The sequence below is a fragment of the Candidatus Obscuribacterales bacterium genome, from assembly GCA_019744775.1.
GTDB lineage: Bacteria > Cyanobacteriota > Vampirovibrionia > Obscuribacterales > Obscuribacteraceae > SBAT01.
In genome coordinates this window covers 93546-118773 of sequence record JAIETZ010000003.1, presented here as the reverse complement: position 1 = coordinate 118773, position 25228 = coordinate 93546, and the positions used below count along the sequence as shown (strand labels likewise).

The following is a 25228-nucleotide window of genomic DNA, read 5'->3' as shown; positions in this document are numbered from 1 at the left end:
ACAAATGCAAATTCAGTCCTGGGCAAAAACACTAACGACAGTTGTACGACTCGTCTGTTTAGCATTGTTGTTTGGTGGATCTACAGCAATAGTATTCACAGCTATTGTTCTTGTTAAAACAGCAGTAGCGGCCGGTATTTCACAAACAGAAGCTGCAACCGCCAATGCACCGATATTTATCAACTTTGCCAAAGTAGCATTAGGTGCAGCAATTGGTTTGCTCGCTGCTGAAGCTGTTGATTTTGCCACAAACCCAAATAAAACCAAATCTACTTACGTTCGCTATGCTGCAAGCTTTGCCGCAATTGCAACAGCAATGATTTTCTCTCTCGGACTCACACCAATGATGGCTGAACTGTTGCCGGCAATTGCCACCGACCCGACGGCTCATGACGAATTTCATAAACTGCACACACTTTCACGCACGATCTTTGGCGGAACAATATTCTGCGCATTGATCTCACTTATCACGCCTGCTCTATCGAGCGAATCGAGGTCTTAATGGCCAGCAGCAAACGCATATTTCTTGATCCAATTCATCACGACATTGTTCTGGACAGCAATAATCGTGCTGAAAACCTCATCCTAAAGCTAATTGATACACCGGAATTCCAGCGCTTGCGCCGTGTGCATCAATTCGGCATTTCCAATTTGACATTTTTAGGCTCAGAACATTCACGCTTTACGCACTCGGTCGGCGTGATGCACATTGCTTCTCGTCTATATAGTCAACTTCTGGAAAAAGCGCCATCGCTTACCGAATATGAACCACTAATTCTTGCTTCGGCACTTTTGCATGACGTCGGACACGGTCCGTACAGTCACGTCACCGAAAAAATAGTCGGCTATAACCACGAAGACTGGTCAAGCCGCATTATTACCGAGAACACTGGAATCACCGAAACACTTAGAAGTTTCGATAAACAACTTCCGGAAAAGATAGCTAGTGTCTTGAAAAAGACTTTTAAGCCCCACTACTTATCCGACATCGTCTCCAGCCAACTTGACTGTGATCGTTTCGACTACTTGTTGCGCGATAGTTATATGTCCGGTACAGCCTATGGACTTTTTGCTCTCGATCGCATTCTTGCATCGCTGGAAATCGACGAACCTAATGACCGTCTCGTTGTCTCTGGAGAAAAAGCACAAACAGCAGTCGAGCACTATCTCTTCGCTCGCTATTCAATGTACGCCTCTGTTTATTTTCACAAGAAGAATCTTGCCGCACGCGCCCAATTGGGCTTACTTGTCAAACGCGCGCGCATGCTTGCCGGACAGTTAAACTTCATGGACGAGCCGATGCACAAGTGGCTAATGAATGAGCCCCTGGACGTCCAAGAATATTTACGTCTGGACGATGTGGCTCTCACGTACCACATCAAGCGTTGGATGGACGACAAAGATCCAATTCTCCGCGATCTCGCTTCACGTCTCATCAATCGCAAACTCTTTAAAGCTATTCGTCTTCCAGTAAAAACAACAGAAGAAGCCGAAGCCATTCAGAAGCGAGCTGCAGATGCGCTGAAGAAATCCAACTTTGATCCGGAATTCTATTTAACAACGGACTCAACCGGTATCAAGCCATATGAGTTATATCATCCGGACAACGATCATCCACAGTCAAATATTATGTTGCGCACAGCTAACGGACAAATCAAAGAACTATCATCACTTTCACCAACGGTAGATGCATTGGTCAAAGGGCAATTCGCCTCATTCTGGCTCATCTATCCAGCTGAAGTGTCGGACACAATTGTCCGACTTCTTGAACCTGCACCAATAGCCTAAGATCAACCAACATTATGATTAATGCCTCAAGTTTTTACTTCGCCCGTCATGGACAAACTGACGCCAATATCCAAGCCGTCATGTGTGGTGGCGAATGGGATATTGAGCTTAACGAAGCAGGCATTGCCCAAGCAAAAGCTGCAACTCAGCTATTGCAAGATACCGAGCACAACATCAAAACCATTTGCGCAAGTCCAATGAAAAGAGCTCTCAAGACAGCGCATATCCTCAATGAGGCATTGTCTGTCCCACTCACAGTTGTCCACGAATTACGTGAATGGGAAGTAGGTGAATGGTCAAGAAAACCGTATCACCAAGTACCAAATCTATTTCTTGGAAGTGAAAACCCTCCCGGTGGTGAAACCAGACAGGAGTTTCAAGACAGGATTCATCGCGGACTGTTAGCGTCCGTACAAAACGAAGGGCCAGTATTAATCGTCTCGCATGGCTGCGTTTGGCACGTCATTACAAAACTGCTCAATATGCCTGGCGGACTAATTGAAAACGTTAGCATTCACAGAATTAATCAGCACAGTGACGCAGACCAATCTATCCTCTTGTGGAAGAGCGAAAGATTGCTGCCGATTGTCGTAAATCATATATGACGGAAATCAAAGGCAACCTATCTTCAATTGCAAAAGGACATTTTTCAATTGGTTCTTTCTGGCGGCTTTTGTATGCGCGTTTCTAAATGCCTGGTACGCTCCTTCACGACATGCTTTACACGGCTGTTCTCCATATGTAATTTTTACGTTGCCGGACAAACGTCTGATCCCCGACTTTCCACCCTTTGTTCGGACTAGCATGACAACCGTAATAAATCGTATTACAAACAACCTTAAGCTTTGGATCAGAAACAACAACCTGTTGAGATCTTTTGCTAGCCTATACGTATTGTTCCAATGGGCTAAGAAATGTTCGATACACTTACAGACCGCCTGCAGGGCTTTATCAAGACTGTCCGCGGCGAAGCCAAGCTAACGCCGGAAAACATCGAAGAAGCTATTCGCGAAGTGCGCAAGTCACTTCTAGAGGCAGATGTCTCCTTGAAGGTGGTAAAGCTCTTCATCAGCCGTGTGCGCCAAAGAGCACTGGGAATAGAAGTAATTGAGTCTGTTTCGCCAGGACAGCAATTCATCAAAGTCGTTCACGATGAATTGGTCACGATTTTCGGTGGCGAAAATGTGCCAATCAATCTCAAAGGCGAGCCGGCTGTCGTCATGCTGCTCGGCTTGCAAGGTTCAGGTAAAACTACTGCCTGCGCCAAGCTTGCGTTGAAGCTCAAGAAAGAAGGCAAAAAGCCTTTGATGGTCGCTTGCGATATTCAAAGACCGGCAGCCATCATGCAATTACAGACACTCGGCAAACAGATTGATGTGCCAGTGTTTACGTTACCTGGCGTTACAGACGTAAGTGAGATTGCCACCAAGGCAATAAGCAAAGCAAAAGAAGAAAGTCTAAACCCAGTACTTCTCGATACTGCCGGTCGTCTGCAAATTGATACAGATTTGATGGCAGAGTTGGTAATTATTGATCGCCTGTTTGAGCCAGGAGAAAAGCTTCTTGTAATTGACTCGATGACAGGACAAGAAGCAGTTACTGTTGCCGACACTTTCAACACGCAGTTAGACACAACAGGGGTTCTCCTAACCAAAGTTGATGGAGACGCCAGAGGTGGCGCCGCGCTTTCCGTACGCGAAGCAACCGGTCGTCCCATTAAGTTCATCAGCACCGGCGAGAAGTTGGTCGACCTAGAAGCCTTCTATCCAGAGCGCATGGCCAGCCGCATTCTTGGAATGGGTGATGTTCTATCACTTGTCGAAAAAGCGCAGCAAGCAATTGACGAAAAGGAAGCAGAGAAAGTCGCGAAGCAAATGATGGCCGGCGAATTTACTCTGGAAATGTTCGTCAACGCCCAGCGCATGATGAAGAAGATGGGATCTTTTGGCGACATCATGAAGATGATGGGCATAGGCGGCATGTTCGGAATTTCCTCCGACCAGCAATCGCAAATTGCCGACCATGGCGAGAAAATGCTGGGTCTTTATGAGACGGCTATTAACTCCATGACCCCCGAAGAGCGCCGCAAACCCGAAATTATCAACATGAGCCGCCGTCGCCGGATTGCCAACGGGTCCGGAATGCAGGAAAACGCTCTTGGGCAAATGTTAAATGAATTTGACAAGATGCGCACAATGTTTCAACAACTCAATAAAATGATGGGTGGAGGCGGCGCCTCAATGCTGCCTGGCCTTTTCCCTGGGATGCCTGGGGCTCCAAAAGGGCAAATGCCGCCCTTTCCTGGCAGTCCACCAGCAGGTATGCCTAAATTACCGCCCGCTAATTTCCCAAGAAAAGGTGGATTTAGTGGTGGATATCGAAAGAAAGGGAAACGGTTCTAATCCTAGCTTTGCTAGAATATCGTGACTACATATACAAAATGGTCCTAAGAGGAAAAATCCGTGGTTAAAATCAGGCTGAAGCGCGTAGGCGCAACTAAGGCTCCACACTATAGAATAGTGGTGACCGACCAGCGCAACAGACGCGATGGCATGCCCATCGAAGAAGTGGGCTACTACAACCCAAAATCCAAAGAACTCAAAGTTAACAAAGAAGCAGTTTCAAAATGGATCAAGAACGGCGCTCAACCTACAGAGACAGTCGCAAGCCTTATCAAAAAGGCCGCAGGCTAGGCGGTTACCGTCGCGAAAGAGAATATGTCCCCGTCAGTGACTCAACCGCTGCCGAGGATTTAGCGCAGTACGTCCTCACTGTGCTGGCGCGCGATTCCTCCAGTATCCAGTTCATCAGAGAACCCATCGACGAAAGACGCCTCCGCTTGTCCGTAAGTTGCGATCCCGAACATACGGGCAGACTTATCGGCAAAGGCGGCAAGACCATTTCTGCACTACGCCTGCTGGTTAAATCAGCCGCCAGCCGCCGTGGCAAAAAGGTCGACATCGATATCAACTCTCAAGGTGAAGAGCAACACTCAGACGAGTACTAGTCCGGTCTTGTGATTATCTTTGTAAGGGGCGCATTACATGCGCCTCTTATTTTTTGACCTATTTCTTTATTTCGTCGCGCAAGTATTTGATCTTATTGCGCACGTAATCACTGTACGCAAGCTGCAACTGCAGCCCAAGTGATCCATCTAAAAAGCCCAGGCGTGCGAAATAGCGATAGACAAATGTCCAACCGGGATGAATCAACTCATTGATTCTGCTTGTATGCCACCAGCTTGCGCCGCTCACTAGTCGCTGCTTGGCCGACAAGCGCGCAAAGTTTTCCATTGACTGGGCAAACTCCTGCGGGTTTTCGTAAGCCATATTTTTAAGAGCGTGATTGAGATTATCCAGCGGTCCATCAACGACTACAGATTCATGCACAAGCCGGTCGTTAAACTTGCCCTTGCCGCGACGAAAAAGGCGCAAATGCCTGTCCGGGTAGAATCCACCATGCGCTATAGGCACACCACCTACATGAAGCATGCGCGGGATTTTGAAGCCATCAAATTCGTTTATGCGCGAGCTTTCCAAAACAGCACCAATTTCTGCAACAAGCTCCGGTGTCATTATCTCGTCACCATCAAGGCTCAATATCCAGTCGCTGGTAGCCTGCGCAATAGCAAAGTTTTTTTGTTTACCGTAACCCAACCAATCTTGATGAATGACTTTTGCGTTAAAGCTCTTTGCGATTTCAATAGTTCTATCTGTCGATCCGGAATCAACGAGAATGATCTCGTCTGCAAGAGGCGTTGCCGCAGCCAACACATCGCCTATGTGCCTCTCTTCATTGAGGGCAATTATCACAACAGAAAGAGTCGGCTTTTTCATGCCTAGCGCCTTAGAAACCTAATTACCTTATTCTGGTTATCGATTGTGTACTGCCAACCACCATAAAATGTTTGACCAAGAAGCGGTTTCGGCATCTTACCTGCCTCAATTACACTCACCGGAATATCGCTTTTCTCAATTGGCCCCATACGCATTCTCTGCACTGTGAAACTGACAGAATTAGTAGTGCCGCCAATTCCCATGCTTGTGCCTTGCTCAGCATCTTCCGGTATGGAAAGTCCAAGTGTCCGCGCTTGCTCTTTTGTGAATGTAATTCCTTCGGCTCCTGTATCAAAATACATCTGACACTTCTTGCCGTTAACATCCACGCTTACTACTAATTCTTTACCTTCTTGTGTAAACGGCACGGAATTACTATCTGAACCAGAAGACGCCCTTGCACCACCACCCCGTTTCGATAACTCTATTGTACTTATGCTGTCGTCAATCGTGTATTCAAAGTCTTTGAAAAATGATTGTCCTAAAAGTGGCTCTGTAGGCAGGTTTTCCTGAACGCTGATGGGAAAATTTGAGCGCTTGATTTGACCAATTTTCAATTCAACGTTCATCTGCCAAGTTTTGACGGGCTCTGCCGAACCTACGCCGGCTGCCTGTCCTGTTGCCGGCCCTGTCGGTGGATTGATACCAAGTTGCCTCAAGTGATTTGTACCAAACACGCAATCCTCAGCACCCGTATCAAAAATTACCGGTATTCGCCTGTTATTCAGCTCGGCATCAACAACCAAGGACTTACCTTGTTTCGTAAAGTGTATTTTTGTCTGCTCCGGATCAGCGCCAAAAGACGATTGAAAATCATGCGTGCCCGAACTTCTAGATGCACGACTCGGCTTTTCCGGCTGAGCTAGCGCTTGTTGAGCATATTGTGCTGCTGTACTATAAGGAAATTTTTGCATGATTTGTTGGTAGGCAGCACTTGCTTTAGCTCTATCGCCCAAATATTGATAATTAAGCGCTCTGTAGTAAAAGGCATTACTGTCATTGGGATTATTCTTTACCGCCTGATCGAATTTCAGCGCAGCAGCTTTGAAGTTGCGCTGTCCAAAAAGCTTTACGCCTTCTTCAAAAGCAGCACCCCAAGCGGACATTGAAGAAATGCAAAAGCCAAAAGCGACAGACAAAGCGAGGATTTTGTTTCTCATCTTGGGCGCCCTATTGTAGTCAACTGCTTATATACCCAGTTCGTCCACTAAAACTAACTTCTGCGCCTCTGATGTACCCAGGCATATTTCGGTCATTTTTGCGTCTCTGTAAAAGCGCTCCAATGCAGAATCAGCACTAATACCGAAAGTACCCAAAACCTGCATGGCTTCGCCACTGTGGACTTTTGCTACTTTTGAGGCAAACAATTTAGCCATTGCTGAAAAGCGGCGGAAATTCTCAGGACGTTCATCGTGCGACCAAGCGGCTCTATAAGTCTGCAAGCGCGCTCCTTCTAGTTCAGTCGATATGTCGGCCAACTTCCACTGAATTCCTTGGAACTGCCCGATATTGACACCGAATTGTTTGCGATCCCGAGCATGCTTAACTGATTCTTTGAGAGCAGCCTCGGTTAGTCCGATGCAAGAAGCAGATAAGACTGCTTTCGCTACATCGGCTACATAATTGGCCATGGCAATCGCTTGAGTGTCTGTGCCGAGCAAGCTGTCCTCTGCAATTTTCATACTTTTGAACTCAACATCGTTTACAAAGCACGAACGCAGACCCAGGCGTGCCTTATCAGGGCTGCAATTCAACGTTCCGCCCGCAATAGCATCCGGATTTAAATTCACCAAGAGCAATGAAAGTTTGTCGCCTGAGCGAACAAGCACAACCATCAAGCCGGCAATTTCACCATTAACGGTCCAAACTTTTTTACCGTCTAAGACAAGCTTGCCCGATTCACTAATTGCTTTTGTTTCTACAGCCTGCCAATCGGTGCCGGCGTTTTCTTCAGCAAAAGCTACGGTGGCGACAATTTCGCCAGTAGCCAGAAGCGGTAAGAATCTTGATTTCTGAGTTTCGCTCCCATATTTTTTGATAAGCTCAATTGCTGCCGTGTGACAAGCAAGAGTCATGCCCAAGCCGGGCTCATATGAACATGCCGATTCAACAAACAAAATCAGATCAAGAAGCGAACCACCCTGTCCGCCGAATTCTTTCGGAACAGTGATACCACAATAGCCGGATTGTCCGACTGTCTTGAGAAAATCTTTCAGTGAAACTTTGTGCTCTTCCAGGGCCTTTGCCTGCGGCTCGATCGTGCTCTTTGCAAAAGCCTGATATTTTTCCTTCAGTGATTCCTGAGATGCACTTAAGAACGTATTCACAAGATCCTCCTGGCTGCCCACGCTATGTAATAGCCATTGTAGTTTATCACTTAGCAGCAATTGCGCCTATCGCAGAAAGCTCTTGCCATGCCGCTTCTAGAATAAGTCCATTCAGGCGGTCTTTTTCAGTCACCTTGTCAGTGAAATACTGCAGCTTATAAATAACTTCGTCGGGGCAAATCTTGCCAGGTCTAACAGATGGTTTTGGATCATCCGCAACTTCCTTGACTGAATCCAAGGCTTTCAAAAGTGCTTGCGAAACGGTATGTGGTGCTAATTCCTTTGCCACTGGAATTTCCAATATGACTGCATGGACCGAATTAGGGAAACTCAAATTGATCAGTTGTTGTGACAGAAATTGTGCATTCGGCACCATCAAGTAATTACGTGCATGCGTGCGTATTTTTATTGAACGCCAACCAATTTCACTGATTTCACCGAGGATTTCCGCACCACTGTCCATCTTAAACATCACCCAATCACCTGGGCGGAAGCTCTTTTCCATGCTGATTGTTAGACCGGCAAATATATTTTTCAGTGTATCCTGCAATGCTAAACCTAAAACAGCCGTAGCAATTGTTGATGTTGCAAGAAGTGGCAACACATTCATGCTCAGAACGGCATCCATCAGTAACAAAAGTACTGAGACATACAACACAGTAAAAAACAGAAAGTGAAACGCCGGCGAAACACTTGTCGCTTTTACTTTGCCTAGATACCAACGGACTACCAGCAAGTCCAAAGATTGAATAAGTACGTGACAGACAAGAAACGCTGCAATGAAGAAAGAGGCTTTCTCGAGCGTCTGTCCAAACTCGCCGCCAATCATACGAATAAATGGCAGAGCAGCTAACAACACCAGAAGCAGTTGAAACGGCACGTCGAGTCGATTACTAAGCTCTTTAACAAGCGTTTCATCCTTGACACCCAGCCAATGCCACGTGATCTTTAAGACACCTTTCCTTGTTAAAAGAAGAATAAGCCAGAGCCCTGCAGCCCACAAAGGCACAACCATGGGGCCTCGCGTGGCTAGGTAAACAAGGTGCTGCCATAAATCAGCGTTTGGGTCCAAGTTTGTACCGTCCTTTCTGCCTTTTGCAACGCCGGTATTCTAAAATGGGCGCTATGACAACATTATTCACTAGAGTGGTAAAGCAATTCAAGCGTTTGGCTTCCGGACTGAAGGAAACTCCTAAAGTCGCTGTCGACGATTTTGAGCTGGAACACTTCCTTATCTATCATGGACTGATTGGCTCTTCACCGGAAAACCAACGTGAATTTCGTGACGTACGTGCCGATATAAAACAAGCGCTGGAATCCGAAAGCTCTGTCCAACTATCAATTGCTTTGAAAATTCCACCACTCTGGTGGGGTGAGAAATTAGCGGCAATTGTTCTTGAGCTAACAAATGAAGACGGTGCTAGACAGAAAATGATTGATCTTCTTCTGCCCGCAGATGAGGATAATGCTGATCCCAATGTTGTACCAATCTGCAACAGCGACTGGCGCGTGCGGGCAAATGCTGCCAGCATGCTAGCCGATCTCAACTGCAAGCAAGCTTCTCATCACTTGACGAAATTGCTTGATGACACCACATACGACGGCAAGATTTCATTTGCCCATATTTCTTACGCGCTTGGTCGCCTTGGCACCGACCAAGCCAAAGAAGCCTTGTTGCCCTATTTATACGACGAAGAAAACTGGCTGCGCGTAGACACAGCAAGAGCTTTAGCTTTATGGCCCTCAGCGATAATCTCTCACGAACTCGCAGATGCACTATTGGCAAAACATCCATTGCAAGACTACATGTCTATAGCCGTTGCCAGACAACACAAAATTTCTGAGCTTCTGAAAACAAATGATCCTATCGTCTACCAAGCCGCGCTGGAAATGGTCATACAGATTATCGAAGCCACCGGACAAACATTCAACAGCGACATTGGCTTTGATCTTGGCTTACCTGACTGCTTTGCGACAATTAGTAAAGCAACAAAAGCAGAACCCAGACAAATTCGCGCCAGCCTCATGCTGGCCAATTGGCTGAAGAAAAATCAGGAACAAATAACAGAAGCGAATCTCGATGCGGAGATTCAATCCATTCTCGATAGTTTCGCCAATAAATCAACAGCCGATGCAATTGTTGCCTGCTTAAACAACACGGCAAACGCAAACAATGACGCCCTTGGACAAATGCGTCATGCCGCATATTTAGCAGGCAAATTAGGCATCGTTGAAGCAAATGAAAGTCTAGAGCGTGCCCTCGATAACAATTCACCTATCACCAATGAAGCAATTGACGCTTTATCTCTGTTGAAAGATAAGCAAGCAGTTCCCAGACTAATTGCTATGCTGCACAAACTGGTCAATTTGCAAGAACGTACTTCTCAACCATTGAGCGCGCAACCGATAATGGAAGAAGATGCTCGAGCAGCATTAACCTACTGGATAATCCTGAGAGCCCTCGGTACTTTGCCGACAAAGGAAAGCTACGAAGTGCTCTTCACTGCTAGTCGTGACTATGCCGCCGACAAACGACAGATGGCTTTCGAATCATTATTATCGGTAATTGCCTCCGAGCCGGGACTCATGGACGACAAATGCGCTCATCTAGTAGAGGAAGCCATAAATGATCCGTCTACACCTGTGAAAGTAGTGGCTTATAAGGCTGTCGGACAGTTAGGCATGACCAACCTAATAACTAAAACCGTCGCCACCCTTAGTCAGTCAAAAGAGCCTTCCATCAAGCGACAAGCAAAAGCAAGTCTTCTGCAATTGGCTTCAAAAGGTCATGGACAGGCTGTCTGTCGCGCAGTCGAGCAAAAGCTTAAGACTGAGTTTGATCCTTATCAGAGACAAGACCTGGAGAAGGTTTTGTCATCAGCCCGATAAAGTGTAAAGCCTTCACAACTTTCAGCAAAAAGCGCGCGGGACGGTAGTTTCAGGCGATCTCTTCACTGGCATGTGCCCTAAAAGCGTGATAAGGTAATACTTGCAGGGTTCCGAATAGGTCACGAACTTACTACAAGGATTCGACAATGGCTGATTCAACGTCAGACCGGGCCCCAGAAGAGGACTTAAATAAGTCGACTGGTGAAAACGCCGGTGGTGCAGAGCATCACTTGGAGCAACATCACGTCTCAAAAATTCTCGATGAAGTATTGGAAGAGCCCGACATTCCTGCGTCCAAACGCTTCCGTCATCCGATGTGGTTGGATCTTGTGCTTGGTGCAGGACTCTTAATTACAGTCGGCGGTTTTTCAATCGGACTTTTCAAAATCTACGTTACGCATACTGCCGAACAATGCATTACGCAACGCAATTATCCTGCAGCCATTGCAATACTGCGCGGCACACCTGTGCCAAATATATTTGCTATGCCGGGAGCAGATACGCAAGAGTTGTTGAATCAAGCTCTCTATCTCGATGCTATGGATAAACTTGAATTGCAAAACGATGTGCAAGGCGCTATTCGTGAATTAGGACAAATTGAACCGGGTTCTAGATTTTTCAAATTAGCGCAAGAAATAATTACTGAAGACTTCGAACCATCTTCAACACAATTAAAAGCCGGCGCCGAAGTAACAGAGACAAATCCCAAGGCTCCTAAAGAACGCAAGTCAGTTGTCCCTGAACTTCCACAAGACGCAAGCCCTTAACTAGGTGTCAGTCTACGAACAGGTCTACGCAATCGTTTGCCGCATACCCAAAGGCAAAGTGCTTACCTATGGACTCATCTCGAATGTGCTCAACGGCCGCTTGAGCGCACAAGGCGTCGGCTGGGCAATGCAAGCACTTGCAAAAAATCCCAATAAGCCGGGCAAATACAACGCAACCAATGTGCCATGGCATCGAGTAATTAACAGCCAAGGAAAACTTTCCACTCACAAGAACCCGAATATTCTGCCTGGCTTGCAGAAGAAATTGCTGATGTCCGAAGGAATAAAATTCGACGCCGAAGAAAAAATGGATCTACCGAAACACCTCTGGAAAGAGGGCTTGTCTTCGCCGGATGACTAATTCGTCCGCCCGAAAGGAACTTGCGATGCCTGTCCTCGTACGCGCATTGCATGCACCCTTTTGTCATCCTAGTTCTTCGCTACGCCTGATCCTGGAACTAGGTGATGCAGTCCATGCCAGTCTGGCACTTCTGTTTTTACCGCATCAATTTGATTGACTATGCCGGCATCGACTTCAGGTCTCTGCGGCCAATCTTTCAATTCAAAGTTAGGCAAGTCATGCATGCCGAAACATTCGGCGCGCAATTTGAATGCAGAGTCTTCCGGATTAGCAAAAGAACCAGGCGCATCCTGAGCGTAAGCAGGCGCTACCACCATTATTATCGACGCGAGAATTACTGGTTTCATATCCCGACCTCGCTTAATTTACCGCGCGAAAACAGATCGGCTGATAACTCCACTATAGATCGACTAAACCCCGTTGGGGGCTAAATTAAGAGATGTTTGCGAAATGTCAAGCGCTGACTTAGTTTTGCTGCAAACGCTCTATCACTGTTTTTTTGACTTCCTGCACCTGCATTGAAGCCTGGTTGTTTGCTGCCAGGTAAATGCTTAGGGTTATGACCGCAAGGACACTCGCTTTTAGACCAATCATTCGGGTAACCACCTTCCAGAGCCTGGTGTCGGCGAAATTAATAGCTTGCTTGCCGGAGTTCGATATTGTAAACAGGTTTTTTCGTTCGTACATGATATGCCCAGGATTTCTAAATAGTGATCCTTGACATCAACTCCTGGAAATTTTATTCGGTTATCAGTCGACAACGAAATCCTTGTAGCCATCTGCTGTAAGAGCATCTGACAATTCGCCGGCATTATCGAGTTCGACCTTAATCATCCAGCCTTCACCGTAGCAATCACTATTTACTATTTCCGGCTCGGAAGCCAATTTCTCATTGATCGCAGTTATCTTGCCTGAACAAGGCATGTACAAATCTGAGACGGATTTGACGGATTCGATGACGCCGAATTTTTCATCGCGCTTGAAAGTCTGTCCGACCTTCGGCAATTCAACGTAAGTTACATCACCAAGCTGATCGGCGGCAAAGGCAGTTACACCGATTGTGGCGTTATTACCTTCGACACGAACATACTCGTGCGTTTTTACATATTTCAATTCAGCTGGATAACTTAATACTTTGTCGCTCGAACCCATTTTTCTACCTTTCAATTATTGCTTGTTCAAATTTTAGCACTGTGTTCATTCTAAGGACGTTGATAAAACGGTCTTTTAACTACTGTCACAGGCACATGGCTGCCTCTAATTTCAATGCTCAGTGCTTGACCGACTTTCGCATAAGCCGCAGGCACCATAGCGAAAGCGATTGGATAACCAACAAAAATGCCTTGGGAACCTGATGTAACAATGCCTATCTTTTCTTGTCCGGCGTAGACTGCGTAGTCTTGCCTGGGCAATGCTTTGCCTTCGGCTTTTATGCAAATGATTTGTTTTTTGAAACCATTTTCTTTCTGCCGCACAAGAGCTTCTTTTCCGGAGAAATCAGACTTGCCGAGTTTAACGCTCCAGCCAATGCCTGCTTCCAAAGGACTAATTTCCTCGGACAATTCATGTCCGTAGAGTGGCAGTCCCGCTTCCAGACGCAACGTGTCACGCGCACCCAAGCCGCATGGCTCGATGCCGCACTGCGCGCCGGCGTGCAAAAGCAATTTCCAAAGTTTTTCTGTTTCTGCGGTTTTGACAAATATTTCAAAACCGTCTTCGCCCGTGTAACCTGTTCGGCCAAAACCTATCTCGATACCACCAGCGATACCACTACCATAGGTAAATGCTTTCATGTCATCAAGCGAACGGCCAATGACTGTCGACAAAACATCTTTGGCGTGCGGTCCCTGCAAAGCTAGAAGTCCAACTTCATCAGAGACATTGATCATGTCGACATCCCTGAAGGAGCCGATATGTTTTTTCAACCACGCCCAATCCTTGTCAATATTGGATGCGTTAACAACAAGCAAATAGTCTTCCTGCCGGCGGTAAACAATCAAATCATCGACTGTTCCACCGTCCGGCATAACAAATTGCGTATACAGAGCCATATTCGGTCCTGTCAGCTTGTCCAGATCGTTGGCAATCATATATTGCACAAATTGGTGAGCATGCGCACCGGTAACAATAAACTCGCCCATGTGGGACACGTCGAATAAGCCTACTTTTGTTCGTACTGCCATGTGCTCAGCCACGATTGATTTGTACTGCACAGGCATATTCCAGCCTGCAAAATCAACCATGCGACCGCCGTTCTCACGGTGCCACGAAGCTAATGGAGTTTCCTTCAACTGCATTGTTGTCATATGTTTTGACCCCTGATTCAACCTTGCATTTTATCCGATTGCGGGTTCTTGACTCGAAAGCTTTTAGCTTCTCCTTTGCCAAGCTGACGCTCCAAACTGCTCAGCCTGATTAGGACATAGTGCGCAACGCGGATGCAGCTAAGAAGATTTTCTTCTCCGCTTCCCGGGTCTTTACTTTTCAGCGAGGATTCAATGAGCTTGGTGCTTTCAGTTAAAACTACAAGTTTTTCGCAAGCATTGGCCAAATCTTCGGACCACTTATCACTTGATTCGCCCGCATAAAACTTTGAAAGTTGATCCACGTGATCCGCTCTTGCCAGCAAAGTATTTATCACCTTGAGCAACCGCGCATGATGGTGCGCCAGACTAGCGAGACGTTTTCTCCTGCGGTTTTCCAAGTATCTTGATATTTTTCCCCAGGCAAATATCAAAACTAGAAGCGGCACAACAAGTGCAACTAGAGCAAGTACCACAAAAACTCCTACTACGAAGTTGGCTTCAGCCATGGCCACTCCTCGTCTTCTTTGTCATGCCAGGTAAATTGCAAAGTTTCACGCGCTTGACCAAGGCTAAGTACAGACGGCATTCGGTCATGCACATTGGTTTCATTTCCCTGAACTGTTACGACATACACGACAGGACTTCCTGCATGAATGATACCAACGCCTTGAATAACTTGTTGTGGCTCCAGTTGAAACCAGTGCGAAACTCTCTCCTTGTCTTTTTCCATGAATTGATTGACAGGAATGATGACTGGTTGTGGCTTAAAACGCTTCCATTTGCCTGCTTGCAGGCTGTCCAAACGCGCCCAGCCACCTCTGGGTATCTCACTATCAGGCAATTCGTTTTCTCGCTTGCCCCAGGTGACCAGAGCCGCGCCTTTTGAACCAACCACGGGCAATTTGGCATGCGGCATAGGGAAATAAACCCGGCGATATTCCAATCGCCCGGTTTTGGGATTAAAAGCCTTGTATTCCACTCCTCCGCACATGCTTACAATTTACACCATTCCCCGCTTGACGACCCACGCTTAAACATTAACCTCAATCGTATATGCCCCTGTGATACACTCTCGTCCAGGTAGTTACATCGGCGCAGAGCACAGACATCATGACACCGGCAAGCAACAGCTCAATTCAAACGACCGTGCGCCAGCTCAAAGAAATCATCAGCAATTTACGCGGACAAGAACACGAAGCCTATCTGCTTGTTAGCCAGATGGAAAATCTTGTTTCAGAAATTGAACGCAAAGCAAAAAGAAGCGGTCAAACACTTGCTGCTTCCCCGACAAGCAATAGCAAAATTACCAGCTAACCTTTTAATTTTTCTTTCAAATAGTTCAAGCTAACTTCTTTGATTTGTCCAGCCAAATCAGAGGCAGCTCTTGGTTTGCCTAGAGTGAGCATTTTCGATTGCATGTGTGTAAGTCTTTCGTCATTCATGAGCAGAGCCAAAATATGTTCTTTCAAAGACGCGGCAGTTAGCCTGTCTTGCGGCAGCACAACCGCGGCTTCCTTGCCTGCAACAAAGTGCGCGTTATGGCTCTGGTGATCGGCAGCGGCAGTCGGCAATGGAACAAAAATTGCCGGCTTACCCATGACTGAAAGTTCGGCTATCGTCATTGCACCTGCACGACAAATAACCAGGTCTGATGCGGCATAAGCAATTGCCAACTCATCAAAATAAGGCCTCACCAAATAGCGCGGGTGCTGAGCTAATTCACCGATTTGTTGTTTGAATGCTTCGTAATTATTTGCGCCGACCTGGTGAATAACCTGAATTTCCTTTTCGTCTTCAAGCAATTCAGGAACAACTTTGGCAATTGCGTCATTGAGCGCTTTTGCTCCTTGCGAACCACCGGTGACAAGAACCGTCTTGGCTGCAGGGCTAAGACCCAATACGGCGCATGCTGATTCGCGCGGCACAGGAGCCAACAAACTTCCTCTTACCGGATTGCCGTTTACGATGACTTTGCCGCGACAACGGCGCAGTCTATCAAGAGCACCATCCATGCCGAGTGACACCAGATGTGCTTTGCGACTGAAAACTCTGTTGACCAAACCAGGATGCGCGTCAGGCTCGTGAATAGCATAAGGAATACCGTTGAACAGAGCGGCGAGCAATGGCGCGGCAGAAGCATATCCCCCTGTGCCCAATACAACAGTCGGTTTAAAAACACGAATTAGTTTGTGCGCGTGCATTACAGCAGCAGTAAACTCAACCGGCCAGGAAAACAACCTCGGCGAAAGACTGCGCGGCAATCCGTGAACTTGTAGACCAACAAATCTAATGCCGCGTTCAAATGTCAGACGCTCTTCCAAATGTCCATGAGCACCGACGTAAAGCATATCTTCAATTTCCGGATCCGCCTTAAGACATTCAGCAACCGCTAATGCCGGGTAAATATGACCACCGGTGCCGCCGCCGGTTAGTAATACTCTGTGTGCCACCTTACACCAACATCCGACTAGGCTTCTTCAAAGTCATCTTCTTCGCTAACCTGCCCTCTGTCACGCGAAACAGAAAGCAGAATTCCCACCATGGACAGCGTTATAACGAGCGAGCTGCCGCCATAACTCAAGAAAGGCAGCGTAACACCTGTAACCGGCAACAATCCGGTTGTAACTGCGATATTTACTACTGCCTGCAAACAGATAGATGTTGTGATACCGATTGCCAAATAACGACCGAACAGTGATCTCGCTTGCATGGCTGTCTTGTAGCCATGATAACCAAACAAAGCAAACATGGATAACAGCACGCCACAACCAAGCAAACCAAATTCTTCGGCAATTACCGCAAAAATAAAGTCAGCATGTTGAACGGGAAGATAGTAGAGCTTTTGCAACGAACGCCCAAAACCCACACCCCAGAGACCGCCTGATCCGATTGCCAGCTGCGACTGAATAATATTCCAGCCTTCTTTTAGAGGTGAACTATATGGATCGAGCCAGCTTTGAATACGCGCCATTTGATATGGCGTCTTTTGGATGTGATGCCACATAATCACAGCACCACCCAACAAAGCCGAACCCATAAGAAGCGCATTTGTACCGCTGATAAAGAGCAGTGCCAGCAATGCACCCATAATCATCAAAGCAGTTCCCAAGTCCGGCTGCTTCACAACAATCAAAGCAAATACTAGTGATGTACCGATGCGGGCAATTACTTGTGGATGCCACCAAAAGAATCTTGATAGTCCGGACGCCATTAGGACTAACGACGACACTTTACATAATTCAGAAGGCTGAAATTGAAACGGACCCAATGCCAACCAACGAGATGAACCTTTTGCTGTAACCGACAACTGCGGAACAAGCGTAAGCGCGAGCAATATAAATGACACTGCCGCAAACGGCCAGGCATAGCGACGCAATTTGCGATAGTCCTGTCCCGACAAAGTAAACATTAGGAAGATACCGACAATTGCCGCTATTGTTTGTTTTCTCAAAAATGCTGTGGAATCTTGGAAGCTGACCAACGCTTCATTTGCTGATGCGCTGAAGACGGCCATTAATCCAAAGCAGACAAAACCAATTGTCAGACTTATGATGGCGCGATTAGGCAGCCCGCGGAATTCTGGTTCGGCGGGTTCTCGGCTTTGTCTCGAAGAATCAGGACGACGGCGTCTTGATCTTGAGTCTTGTACGGACAATATCTTTGAAGACACGTCCTCTATCCTCATAGTCCTTAAACATGTCGAAACTGGCGCAAGCCGGTGAAAGCAACACCGCCCCTTGCCTTAATCGACCACCTAATTCCACCGCCGCCTCCATACTGTCCACTTTGTGGCACTTGGTATAACCACCTGCCTTCAAAGCTTCTTCAAAGCGATCTTTTGCTTCACCAATAAGAATCACATTTGAAACGTGCTTCTTAATTGAGTCAACAAATTCGCCAAGATCTGTTCCTTTGTCACGTCCACCGGCGATGAGAACAACTTTCTCATTACCGAATGCCTCCAGCGCTTTAATTGCTGATGCCGTGTTTGTTGCTTTAGAGTCGTTGTAATAAGCAACTCCTTCTATGTCGGCAACGTATTCGAGTCGATGCTCGAGCGCCGTGAAAGACTTTACGTGTTTCTCAATGTCTTTTGCCGGCAGCCCAACTAATGCGCATGCGGAAATTGCGGACAAAACATTTTCTAAGTTGTGTTGGCCGATGATTTTCAATTCGCCGAAACGACAAAGAAGTTGTTCGGTTCCTTTCAAGCGATAAGCCAGTTTGTCACCTACAAGATAGGCACCATCTGTGCTTATTGCCGATGAAACACTAAACGGAAATACTGTAGCTTGTGTTTTTGTGTCGGCAACGATTGGATCGTCAATATTCAAAACAGCAAATTGTCCTGGCTTTTGATTAGCGAATAATTTGCGTTTTGCCTCAATGTAGCCATTCATGCCACCATGCCAATCTAAGTGATCGGGTGTCATGTTGAGCCAAATAGAAACTTGCGGTGCAAACGTCGGACTGTATGTAATTTGATATGAGCTTACTTCGACTACGAGAAAATCCGGATTCTTTTCCAACTCAGCAAGAATTGGAACACCGATATTGCCGCATGCCGGAGCCTTATGTCCAGCTTCTGTGAGAATGTGACTAATTAGCGCGCATGTTGTCGACTTGCCGTTTGTTCCAGTAATCGCGATGATTGGCACCTTTGCTTCGCGATAAGCAATTTCAATATCGCTCACAACTTCTTTGTTGTGTTTGCGCGCACGCACCATAACTTCAGCGTCTGGTTTTATGCCTGGGCTTGTGAGGATGAGGTCAGCCCCGGCGATTGCTTCGTCGGAGTGAGCTCCCGTTTCGAACTTGACCCCACGGGACTTCAAGTCTGCCAGTACCGGATCTTTATCAAACGCTAATATTGACAATTCGGAAACGGTCACCTGGGCGCCCCGTTTAGCCAAATACAAAGCCGTGGCTAAGCCGGATCTGCCCGCCCCTAGGATGGTTACGTTTTTACCTGAGTAAAACACGCTGGTATTTTACCAGCTTTACTTGACAAGGGACACAGGGGATTTCTTAACCTAATATCCCCGCTTAGCGGCCTTGGCTTTTTGTTCTAGACGGAAAGCCTTCTCCTCAAGCCGTTGCATCTTTCGCACAATGCGCTGGCGCTCTTTCTCCGGGATATTCGGCTCGAGCGCCATGTAAGCCTTGTATTGCACGATGGCTTCGCGCAACTCAGCAGGTGTCGCCGGTGAAATGCGCTCTAGCGTCTGCGCTAGACCCAAACGCGAATCAGACACTTTTGGATTGTCGAAAATTGCAGCGTGATACTTATCAATTGCAGAAGCAAGTTGGCGTTTGCGTGCCAAGTCATCAGCTAACGTCAAATCCTGTCTGGCGATATCACGAGCTTTTGCAACTTGACTCAAGCCACGCTTGGATCGCTCCTCACCACCTGGAAATGTCGCTGCCTTTTTGTACGCCGCTTCGGCATTATCCAAGTCTTTGATCATCAACGCTAAGTCAGCTACAGCAAAAGTCTGCTTTGCGGACGTGGCTGCGCCAATAACAATATTCATCTGCTGAGCCGATTCGTTGAATTTATTCTGCGCGAGCAACGCTTCAGCATAAGCGATGCGTTCACCATCTGTCCTTGGTGTACCTATCGCTGCCAGATCAACAGGTGTTCCTGCCATCGAGCGCAACTTGGCTGCCGCCAATCGCAATTCCATATCGTCAGGATTCAAAGCAATTGCTTGATCCAATTGACGTTGCGCTTCCTCAAATTCATTGGAGACAAAGAATGCACCGCTAGCCTCTTTTGCCGACTTCAAGTAGTAAGCACGCGCCAAACCTTTAGCTGCGCCGGCATTATTCGGCGACAAGTCCATACAGGCTTTATATTCTTTGATAGCATCATCAAATTTGTCCACACGCAATGAGCTATCAGCTACGCGCAAATGCAATTCCGAATTGGTTGGCATAAGCTCAAGCCCAGCTCGCAACTCGGCAATAGCAAGTTCAATATCACCACGCGCATCGCGAATGTCGGCAATGTGGATGTAATTAGCCGCATTTTCCGGTTTGATGCGAATAGCTTCTTGATACTCCTTAATTGCAGCAACGGTGTTACCCTGCGTTTCATATGCTTCACCCATTGCCTGGTGCGTTGGTGCACTATTTGGATTTTGGTAGAGCGAAATATTCAGTTCTTTAATTGCTTCATCCACAAGTCCTTGTTTCAACAAGGCTTTACCCAGTCCAAAGTGAGCGCTGGAATTGCCCGAGTTCAACTTAATTGCTTGACGGCAATTTTCCGCAGCCTCAGCTAGAGACTCCTGTGCCAACTTTGTCAGACCAAGACCGGCAAACGCATCAGAATATTTAGGATCAAGCCTTGTCGCTTCACGAAACTCGTTAGCCGCTTCGTCAAGTCGACCTTGTTCTTTATACACCGTACCAAGCATCGCGTGAGACTCTGGTGAATGCGGATCAATACTTACCGCTTCCTTCGCCTGATTTTCCGCTTGCTTGAGCATGGAATCTTTCTGTTTGATGATAGTCATCGAAGACGACTGCAATCTATTGACCAATACCAATGCCTTGCCTGTGTGCGCCATGGCATTGAATGGATCTATCTGAATTGCTTTATCAAACTGCTCGTCGGCTCCATCAAGTTTGAATTGTTTGCCCAACGCCATACCCAATCCAACAATAGCTGGCACATTACGCGCATTTCTCGCTAGAGCTTGTCGATACAACTTCTCGGCATCAGCATATTTTTGTTTAAGCAAAAGTTCGTCAGCCATTGCCTGGTCGCGCTCGATTCTCAGACGAAACGTTTTCTTGCGCGCTACTGTCACGACCGGCGATGCTTGCCCGGTAACAGCTTTATCAGAAGGAGCCGCCAGAGCACTACTGAAAGTTACTCCGGATGACAAAAGCAGCAAACTTAAAAGCGCATGCGTCCTCATACTCACCTCTCAGATGGTATTGCCTCAAGACCAGGCTGGGTTTTCACATTCCTATATGCCCGCGTTTGCGCCCGCGGCAGTTGGGCCAACCGTTTCTTATACATATATGTACTTATATATATGGAAGGAAAAGCTAAAAGGCAGGTAAGGGAGTTCGAGCAATAGGTAGCCAGTGCCGGTAAAATTAGGTGATAGTGAAATTCCAAGCTACGGGCAGGAGGTAGCGTGTCCGGACATTCCAAATGGGCAACCATCAAAAGGCAGAAAGCTGTCACCGACCAAAAACGGGGTGCCGCTTACGCCAAATTATCCAGAGAAATCATTGTTGCCAGCAAACTAGGTGGTCCGGACCCGGATGCAAACTTCCGTCTGCGTCAGGCAATAGATAGAGCGCGCCAGGAAGGAATGCCCAACGACAACATTCACCGCGCCATCCAAAAAGGACAGGGCGGCGCAGGCGAAGGCAATGTCGAAGAACTCGCCTACGAAGGATACGGTCCAGGCGGCATAGCAATTCTCGTTAAGTGCACAACAGATAATCGCAACCGCACAGCCGGCGATGTGCGCAGTTACTTTTCCAAGTACGGCGGCAACATGGGTGAAACTGGTTGCGTCGGCTGGATGTTTACCGAGCGCGGCGAACTACATATAGATAAGAACGCAAAGCTCGACGAAGACGAATTGATGATGACAGCGCTTGAAGCAGGAGCTGAAGATCTCGACACAAGTGACGAAGAATCAATAACGGTCATCTGCCAACCGAATAACTTAGATGTCGTGCGCAAAGGACTGACTGCAGCTGGACACAAAATTACTCGCGCTGAAATAACCATGGTGCCATCTACTTATGTAGAAGTCACAGACAAAGACATTGCAAAACAATTGCTGCGCCTTCTCGATATGCTCGAAAATCACGACGATGTGCAAGCCGTGTACGCGAATTTTGATATGAATGCAGATTGGCTTGCAGAGTCAATTTCCTGACGAAAAACGAAACAGTTTTCTACGTATATATACGAAAGAGTGGCTCAGAATGAGCACCTCGAGAAGTATTAGCGCCTGATAATTCGCAACAAATGGTTACCAAGGGTTTACTTATTATCAAGCGGCTTCGTGTTTCCCGCAAACATTGATCCTCGTTATGTTTGCAGACTTCAAGGACCAAAAATGGTGTCATTCTGCCACCACAGTGCAACGCAATTAAGGAAAGTGTTACATCGCGTAACTACTTGATTATTTCGACTGCAAAATTTCGTCTTTATGAGAATTGCGCGAAATACGAAATCCTTGCTAGGCAAGGACTTACCATTCCTCTTTTCAAGCACATTATAAAAATCGCTCTGTCAACCCCTTTGGAATTAACTCTGTCCAATAAAATACAAATCCCCCAACTGGTAGGAAAAATTCGCCTTGCCAAGAGTTTTTTGACTCGACCCGAAGCCGGATGCTAACTTTTGCCCTGCTTCACTCGAGTCGCCCATTCACAAATGGCGGCTCACCCAATTGAACTCCACACGAGTCTTATTTAAGCGAGTACAAACCCCTCACTCGAATTAGGAAACAACCGGAGTACTACTCCGAAGCAAGAATAACTATGAAAACGGTAATAACTCTAATAGCAATAACTGCCGCCGTAACCATGTGGCAGTCCCCAGCGATAGCAGCGACCACAACAGCTTTAGCTCCGGACGTCGCCGCCTCCGTATGGCAAGAAGGCGAGATGGAATACGCCACCGTTACTTTTAACGGCAAAGAATTAGTTACCTTCCAAGGCATTTCAGGCACCGGTACTGCCGGTGTTAAAGCAGAAGATCTAGCTTGTAAGTTACAAGCTCTTCTAGAAGACAAAAAACTCAACGTAAATGATCTCCTGCCGTCGCGTTTTGGCGACAACGTGGGATTGCAACTGCACGGCACAACCGTTTTGTCATTTGATCTAGGTGACACAATGGCTGACAGCGACAGCTCCGACAAGGACGCCAACAAAGCGTCTAAGGCTAAAGAGATGAGCTGGAGCCTGGTTAACGACATTCGTGCAGCCTACGGCGCCCCTTTATTGCCACAAGCACTGGGCGGCAGACTAGCCGACCAAAACGCCTTAGCCACCAATATGGTGCGTAAGCTCGCTCATGCCGGCAAAGCAGTCTCTTCCTTCACCGGTAAGGCTTCCTGGTACGGACCGCACTTCCACGGTCGCAGAACGTCCGATGGCACGATCTACAACCAAGATGGCATGACCGCTGCTCACCGCACATTGCCTTTCGGCACCAGATTACTGGTTGTTAATCGCAATACAGGTGAGTCCTGCGTAGTAAAAGTTAACGACAGAGGACCATTTGTCGGCGACCGCGTACTCGACCTTTCTCGCGGTGCAGCGCGCCAGTTGAACATGATGAACGCTGGTGTTGTGCCTGTTGCCTGCTTGGTCTTGTCTTCCGCAGAATAGTAAGTCAAGAACCACCTGTTACAATTGTGTGTTATAAGTCAGTCTCATTGCGACGCAATGGGATTTTTCATTTAGGACGCACCTGAGCCATGTCTAACGTCAGAGTACGAATTGCGCCATCGCCAACCGGCACCCTACACGTGGGTACCGCTCGCACCGCGTTGTACAACTACCTCTACGCCAAAAAGCATGGCGGCACCTTCATCATGCGCCTGGAAGACACCGATGAAGAGCGCTCCAAAGAAGAACACACGCAAGATATTCTTGCCGGTCTCAAATGGCTGGAACTAACTTGGGACGAAGGTCCGGATATCGGCGGACCATATGCGCCATATCGCCAGATGGAAAAAATTGATCACTACGACAAAGTAGCCAATCAGTTAATCGCCAACGGCACAGCTTATTTCTGCTATTGCACACAGGACGAACTGGCTCAGCTCAAAGAAGAACAAAAAGCATCCGGCAAAGCTGCACGTTACGATAACCGCTGCAGGCACTTGTCGGAAGCCAAACTTACGCAATACGAAAAAGAGGGGCGCATTCCGGCAATTCGTTTTCGCATGGACGAGCCACGCATTGTCAGTTGGCACGATGGAATTAAAGGCGGTATCGAAATATCATCTTCAGATCTTGGCGGCGACATGGTTATTGTCAAATCCACAGGTGTTGCCACCTACAACTTCGCTGTTGTCGTAGACGACATCGACATGAAGATGACGCACGTTATTCGCGGCGAAGATCACATTCACAACACAGCCAAGCAAATTCTTCTCTACGAAGCCCTAGGCACAACTCCTCCGGAGTTTGCCCACCCGGCATTACTCTTTGACGAGCAGCGCCGTAAATTATCCAAGCGCCTGCACGGCGAAGCTGTACACATCGACAATTATCGCAAGCTTGGCTATATGCCGGAAGCGATGATCAATTACCTGGCTCAAGTAAGCTGGAGCCCGGCAGAAGGCAAAGAAATATTCACACTTGAAGAAGCTTGCAAGCTATTTGACTTATCTCGCGTCAGCAAATCACCTGCTGTTTTCGATGTGCAGAGACTGAATTGGTTTAACAGCCATTACATTCGCAATCTTTCCTTGTCGACAATTACAGATAGGGCTATGCCTTATTTGCCGCTGTTCGAAGGAAGCGGATACTCACGTGCCGACTTAGAAAAAATCGTCGCCTGCGTGCGTGATGGACTAACTACGCTTTCGGAAATCACTGAAGCAACTCGCTTCTTCTTCGAGCCCAAAGTCGAAATTTCAAACGAACTCAAAGACACAGTGCTTTCCAAAGAACAATCAGGGAAAGTGCTGAAGCAAGTTCTTGATTCAGCATCGAAGTTCCCATATGCCGATGCTCCTGGCTGCAAGGCGCTTGTCGATGCCATCGGCAAAGAACTTGGCTTGAAGGGCAAAGATCTTTACTGGCCAATCCGCACAGCACTTTCAGGCAAGGTGCAAGGTCCTGATCTAGGTTCGATGATCTCAAACCTCGGTGAAGCACGCGTGAAAGCCAGACTGGAAGCCGCTCTTGGATTTTGTCAAAGCAAACAAGCAGTTTAGCCAGACAAAACCTTTCGAGA

The 25228-nt window shown here is 47.2% G+C and carries 27 protein-coding genes; 13 read left to right on the top strand and 14 right to left on the bottom strand.

Features of this window, described 5'->3' with window-relative positions; translation table 11 throughout:
* Positions 1-4 precede the first annotated feature (4 nt).
* The 6 genes from K2Y22_07255 (at position 5) to K2Y22_07230 (ending at position 4795) form a co-directional block, all read left to right on the top strand.
* Entirely contained in the window at positions 5-502 is a 498-nt protein-coding gene (locus tag K2Y22_07255; GenBank protein MBX9878242.1) for a hypothetical protein, read from the top strand.
* Positions 502-1788 (top strand): HD domain-containing protein, encoded by a 1287-nt coding sequence (locus K2Y22_07250; protein MBX9878241.1) that lies wholly within the window; start codon positions 502-504, stop codon positions 1786-1788. Before K2Y22_07255 ends, K2Y22_07250 begins: the two co-directional genes overlap by 1 nt.
* A gap of 14 nt (positions 1789-1802) precedes the next feature.
* Positions 1803-2393, top strand: coding sequence for a histidine phosphatase family protein (locus K2Y22_07245; protein MBX9878240.1), 591 nt, complete (start codon positions 1803-1805; stop codon positions 2391-2393).
* Between the two features lie 309 nt (positions 2394-2702).
* Complete coding sequence (gene ffh, locus K2Y22_07240; protein ID MBX9878239.1) at positions 2703-4190, top strand: signal recognition particle protein; 1488 nt, start codon at positions 2703-2705, stop codon at positions 4188-4190.
* Positions 4191-4250: 60 nt separating this feature from the next.
* Positions 4251-4481 (top strand): 30S ribosomal protein S16, encoded by a 231-nt coding sequence (gene rpsP / locus K2Y22_07235; protein ID MBX9878238.1) that lies wholly within the window; start codon positions 4251-4253, stop codon positions 4479-4481.
* Entirely contained in the window at positions 4415-4795 is a 381-nt protein-coding gene (locus tag K2Y22_07230) for a KH domain-containing protein (GenBank protein ID MBX9878237.1), read from the top strand. The genes rpsP and K2Y22_07230 overlap by 67 nt, the downstream gene beginning before the upstream one ends.
* 58 nt (positions 4796-4853) lie before the next feature.
* On the opposite strand, the gene K2Y22_07225 is transcribed toward K2Y22_07230, so the two are convergent.
* From K2Y22_07225 to K2Y22_07210, 4 genes are read right to left on the bottom strand one after another with little or no spacing between them, the layout of a single operon-like run.
* Complete coding sequence (locus K2Y22_07225; GenBank protein MBX9878236.1) at positions 4854-5624, bottom strand: glycosyltransferase family 2 protein; 771 nt, start codon at positions 5622-5624, stop codon at positions 4854-4856.
* 2 nt (positions 5625-5626) lie between these two features.
* The gene (locus tag K2Y22_07220) at positions 5627-6784 is read right to left on the bottom strand and encodes an aspartyl protease family protein (GenBank protein MBX9878235.1); all 1158 of its coding nucleotides are present in this window, start codon (positions 6782-6784) and stop codon (positions 5627-5629) included.
* Positions 6785-6811: 27 nt separating this feature from the next.
* Positions 6812-7951, bottom strand: coding sequence for an acyl-CoA dehydrogenase family protein (locus tag K2Y22_07215; GenBank protein ID MBX9878234.1), 1140 nt, complete (start codon positions 7949-7951; stop codon positions 6812-6814).
* Between the two features lie 46 nt (positions 7952-7997).
* Positions 7998-8966, bottom strand: a complete 969-nt coding sequence (locus tag K2Y22_07210; GenBank protein MBX9878233.1) for a mechanosensitive ion channel family protein — start codon at positions 8964-8966, stop codon at positions 7998-8000.
* A gap of 101 nt (positions 8967-9067) precedes the next feature.
* On the opposite strand from K2Y22_07210, the gene K2Y22_07205 reads away from it, so the two are divergent.
* The 3 genes from K2Y22_07205 to K2Y22_07195 all read left to right on the top strand — a co-directional run bounded on the left by K2Y22_07205 (position 9068) and on the right by K2Y22_07195 (position 11968).
* Positions 9068-10840: a hypothetical protein gene (locus K2Y22_07205; GenBank protein MBX9878232.1), complete on the top strand. Its 1773-nt coding sequence runs from the start codon at positions 9068-9070 to the stop codon at positions 10838-10840.
* A 146-nt stretch (positions 10841-10986) separates the two neighbouring features.
* A complete protein-coding gene (locus tag K2Y22_07200; GenBank protein ID MBX9878231.1) occupies positions 10987-11607 on the top strand; it encodes a hypothetical protein in 621 nt (206 codons plus the stop codon).
* Positions 11608-11611: 4 nt separating this feature from the next.
* Positions 11612-11968 carry an MGMT family protein gene (locus K2Y22_07195; GenBank protein ID MBX9878230.1) on the top strand — a complete coding sequence of 119 codons (357 nt, stop codon included), beginning with the start codon at positions 11612-11614 and terminating at the stop codon, positions 11966-11968.
* A 68-nt stretch (positions 11969-12036) separates the two neighbouring features.
* On the opposite strand, the gene K2Y22_07190 is transcribed toward K2Y22_07195, so the two are convergent.
* The 6 genes from K2Y22_07190 to K2Y22_07165 form a co-directional block, all read right to left on the bottom strand.
* Positions 12037-12315 (bottom strand): hypothetical protein, encoded by a 279-nt coding sequence (locus tag K2Y22_07190; protein MBX9878229.1) that lies wholly within the window; start codon positions 12313-12315, stop codon positions 12037-12039.
* 118 nt (positions 12316-12433) lie between these two features.
* Complete coding sequence (locus K2Y22_07185; protein ID MBX9878228.1) at positions 12434-12655, bottom strand: hypothetical protein; 222 nt, start codon at positions 12653-12655, stop codon at positions 12434-12436.
* 63 nt (positions 12656-12718) lie between these two features.
* Positions 12719-13120, bottom strand: coding sequence for a glycine cleavage system protein GcvH (gene gcvH, locus K2Y22_07180; GenBank protein ID MBX9878227.1), 402 nt, complete (start codon positions 13118-13120; stop codon positions 12719-12721).
* A gap of 50 nt (positions 13121-13170) precedes the next feature.
* Positions 13171-14274, bottom strand: a complete 1104-nt coding sequence (gcvT, locus tag K2Y22_07175) for a glycine cleavage system aminomethyltransferase GcvT (GenBank protein ID MBX9878226.1) — start codon at positions 14272-14274, stop codon at positions 13171-13173.
* A 17-nt stretch (positions 14275-14291) separates the two neighbouring features.
* Positions 14292-14780 (bottom strand): hypothetical protein, encoded by a 489-nt coding sequence (locus tag K2Y22_07170; GenBank protein MBX9878225.1) that lies wholly within the window; start codon positions 14778-14780, stop codon positions 14292-14294.
* On the bottom strand, positions 14759-15190 hold the full coding sequence (locus tag K2Y22_07165; protein MBX9878224.1) for a hypothetical protein: 432 nt from the start codon (positions 15188-15190) through the stop codon (positions 14759-14761). Before K2Y22_07165 ends, K2Y22_07170 begins: the two co-directional genes overlap by 22 nt.
* 194 nt (positions 15191-15384) lie before the next feature.
* On the opposite strand from K2Y22_07165, the gene K2Y22_07160 reads away from it, so the two are divergent.
* Positions 15385-15588, top strand: coding sequence for a hypothetical protein (locus tag K2Y22_07160; protein ID MBX9878223.1), 204 nt, complete (start codon positions 15385-15387; stop codon positions 15586-15588).
* Here the strand turns inward: K2Y22_07160 and murG are convergent.
* Genes murG through K2Y22_07140 form a run of 4 tightly spaced genes read right to left on the bottom strand, consistent with a single transcriptional unit; the run spans position 15585 to position 21203 of the window.
* Positions 15585-16724 (bottom strand): undecaprenyldiphospho-muramoylpentapeptide beta-N-acetylglucosaminyltransferase, encoded by a 1140-nt coding sequence (gene murG, locus K2Y22_07155; protein ID MBX9878222.1) that lies wholly within the window; start codon positions 16722-16724, stop codon positions 15585-15587. The genes K2Y22_07160 and murG overlap by 4 nt on opposite strands.
* A 17-nt stretch (positions 16725-16741) precedes the next feature.
* A complete protein-coding gene (gene ftsW, locus K2Y22_07150) occupies positions 16742-17944 on the bottom strand; it encodes a putative lipid II flippase FtsW (protein MBX9878221.1) in 1203 nt (400 codons plus the stop codon).
* Entirely contained in the window at positions 17889-19256 is a 1368-nt protein-coding gene (gene murD / locus K2Y22_07145; protein MBX9878220.1) for a UDP-N-acetylmuramoyl-L-alanine--D-glutamate ligase, read from the bottom strand. The genes ftsW and murD overlap by 56 nt, the downstream gene beginning before the upstream one ends.
* Positions 19257-19307: 51 nt before the next feature.
* Positions 19308-21203, bottom strand: a complete 1896-nt coding sequence (locus K2Y22_07140; GenBank protein ID MBX9878219.1) for a tetratricopeptide repeat protein — start codon at positions 21201-21203, stop codon at positions 19308-19310.
* A 225-nt stretch (positions 21204-21428) separates the two neighbouring features.
* Here K2Y22_07140 and K2Y22_07135 point away from each other — a divergent pair, with 225 nt between their 5' ends.
* The 3 genes from K2Y22_07135 to gltX all read left to right on the top strand — a co-directional run bounded on the left by K2Y22_07135 (position 21429) and on the right by gltX (position 25208).
* Positions 21429-22187, top strand: a complete 759-nt coding sequence (locus tag K2Y22_07135; protein ID MBX9878218.1) for a YebC/PmpR family DNA-binding transcriptional regulator — start codon at positions 21429-21431, stop codon at positions 22185-22187.
* A gap of 610 nt (positions 22188-22797) precedes the next feature.
* Entirely contained in the window at positions 22798-23649 is an 852-nt protein-coding gene (locus K2Y22_07130) for a septal ring lytic transglycosylase RlpA family protein (protein MBX9878217.1), read from the top strand.
* An 89-nt stretch (positions 23650-23738) separates the two neighbouring features.
* Entirely contained in the window at positions 23739-25208 is a 1470-nt protein-coding gene (gene gltX, locus K2Y22_07125) for a glutamate--tRNA ligase (protein ID MBX9878216.1), read from the top strand.
* Positions 25209-25228: the final 20 nt, after the last annotated feature.

What these genes read in the sequence shown, in the direction of transcription:
- K2Y22_07225 (MBX9878236.1), bottom strand. Translation starts at nt 5,624, where the DNA reads ATGAAAAAGCCGACTCTTTCTGTTGTGATAATTGCCCTCAATGAAGAG.
- K2Y22_07245 (MBX9878240.1), top strand. Translation starts at nt 1,803, where the DNA reads ATGATTAATGCCTCAAGTTTTTACTTCGCCCGTCATGGACAAACTGAC.
- ffh (MBX9878239.1), top strand. Translation starts at nt 2,703, where the DNA reads ATGTTCGATACACTTACAGACCGCCTGCAGGGCTTTATCAAGACTGTC.
- gltX (MBX9878216.1), top strand. Translation starts at nt 23,739, where the DNA reads ATGTCTAACGTCAGAGTACGAATTGCGCCATCGCCAACCGGCACCCTA.
- K2Y22_07185 (MBX9878228.1), bottom strand. Translation starts at nt 12,655, where the DNA reads ATGTACGAACGAAAAAACCTGTTTACAATATCGAACTCCGGCAAGCAA.
- K2Y22_07255 (MBX9878242.1), top strand. Translation starts at nt 5, where the DNA reads ATGCAAATTCAGTCCTGGGCAAAAACACTAACGACAGTTGTACGACTC.
- K2Y22_07160 (MBX9878223.1), top strand. Translation starts at nt 15,385, where the DNA reads ATGACACCGGCAAGCAACAGCTCAATTCAAACGACCGTGCGCCAGCTC.
- K2Y22_07205 (MBX9878232.1), top strand. Translation starts at nt 9,068, where the DNA reads ATGGGCGCTATGACAACATTATTCACTAGAGTGGTAAAGCAATTCAAG.
- K2Y22_07210 (MBX9878233.1), bottom strand. Translation starts at nt 8,966, where the DNA reads ATGGTTGTGCCTTTGTGGGCTGCAGGGCTCTGGCTTATTCTTCTTTTA.
- K2Y22_07130 (MBX9878217.1), top strand. Translation starts at nt 22,798, where the DNA reads ATGAAAACGGTAATAACTCTAATAGCAATAACTGCCGCCGTAACCATG.
- K2Y22_07170 (MBX9878225.1), bottom strand. Translation starts at nt 14,780, where the DNA reads ATGGCTGAAGCCAACTTCGTAGTAGGAGTTTTTGTGGTACTTGCTCTA.
- K2Y22_07250 (MBX9878241.1), top strand. Translation starts at nt 502, where the DNA reads ATGGCCAGCAGCAAACGCATATTTCTTGATCCAATTCATCACGACATT.
- gcvT (MBX9878226.1), bottom strand. Translation starts at nt 14,274, where the DNA reads ATGACAACAATGCAGTTGAAGGAAACTCCATTAGCTTCGTGGCACCGT.
- K2Y22_07165 (MBX9878224.1), bottom strand. Translation starts at nt 15,190, where the DNA reads ATGCCGCATGCCAAATTGCCCGTGGTTGGTTCAAAAGGCGCGGCTCTG.
- K2Y22_07140 (MBX9878219.1), bottom strand. Translation starts at nt 21,203, where the DNA reads ATGAGGACGCATGCGCTTTTAAGTTTGCTGCTTTTGTCATCCGGAGTA.
- K2Y22_07230 (MBX9878237.1), top strand. Translation starts at nt 4,415, where the DNA reads ATGGATCAAGAACGGCGCTCAACCTACAGAGACAGTCGCAAGCCTTAT.
- K2Y22_07220 (MBX9878235.1), bottom strand. Translation starts at nt 6,784, where the DNA reads ATGAGAAACAAAATCCTCGCTTTGTCTGTCGCTTTTGGCTTTTGCATT.
- gcvH (MBX9878227.1), bottom strand. Translation starts at nt 13,120, where the DNA reads ATGGGTTCGAGCGACAAAGTATTAAGTTATCCAGCTGAATTGAAATAT.
- K2Y22_07190 (MBX9878229.1), bottom strand. Translation starts at nt 12,315, where the DNA reads ATGAAACCAGTAATTCTCGCGTCGATAATAATGGTGGTAGCGCCTGCT.
- K2Y22_07200 (MBX9878231.1), top strand. Translation starts at nt 10,987, where the DNA reads ATGGCTGATTCAACGTCAGACCGGGCCCCAGAAGAGGACTTAAATAAG.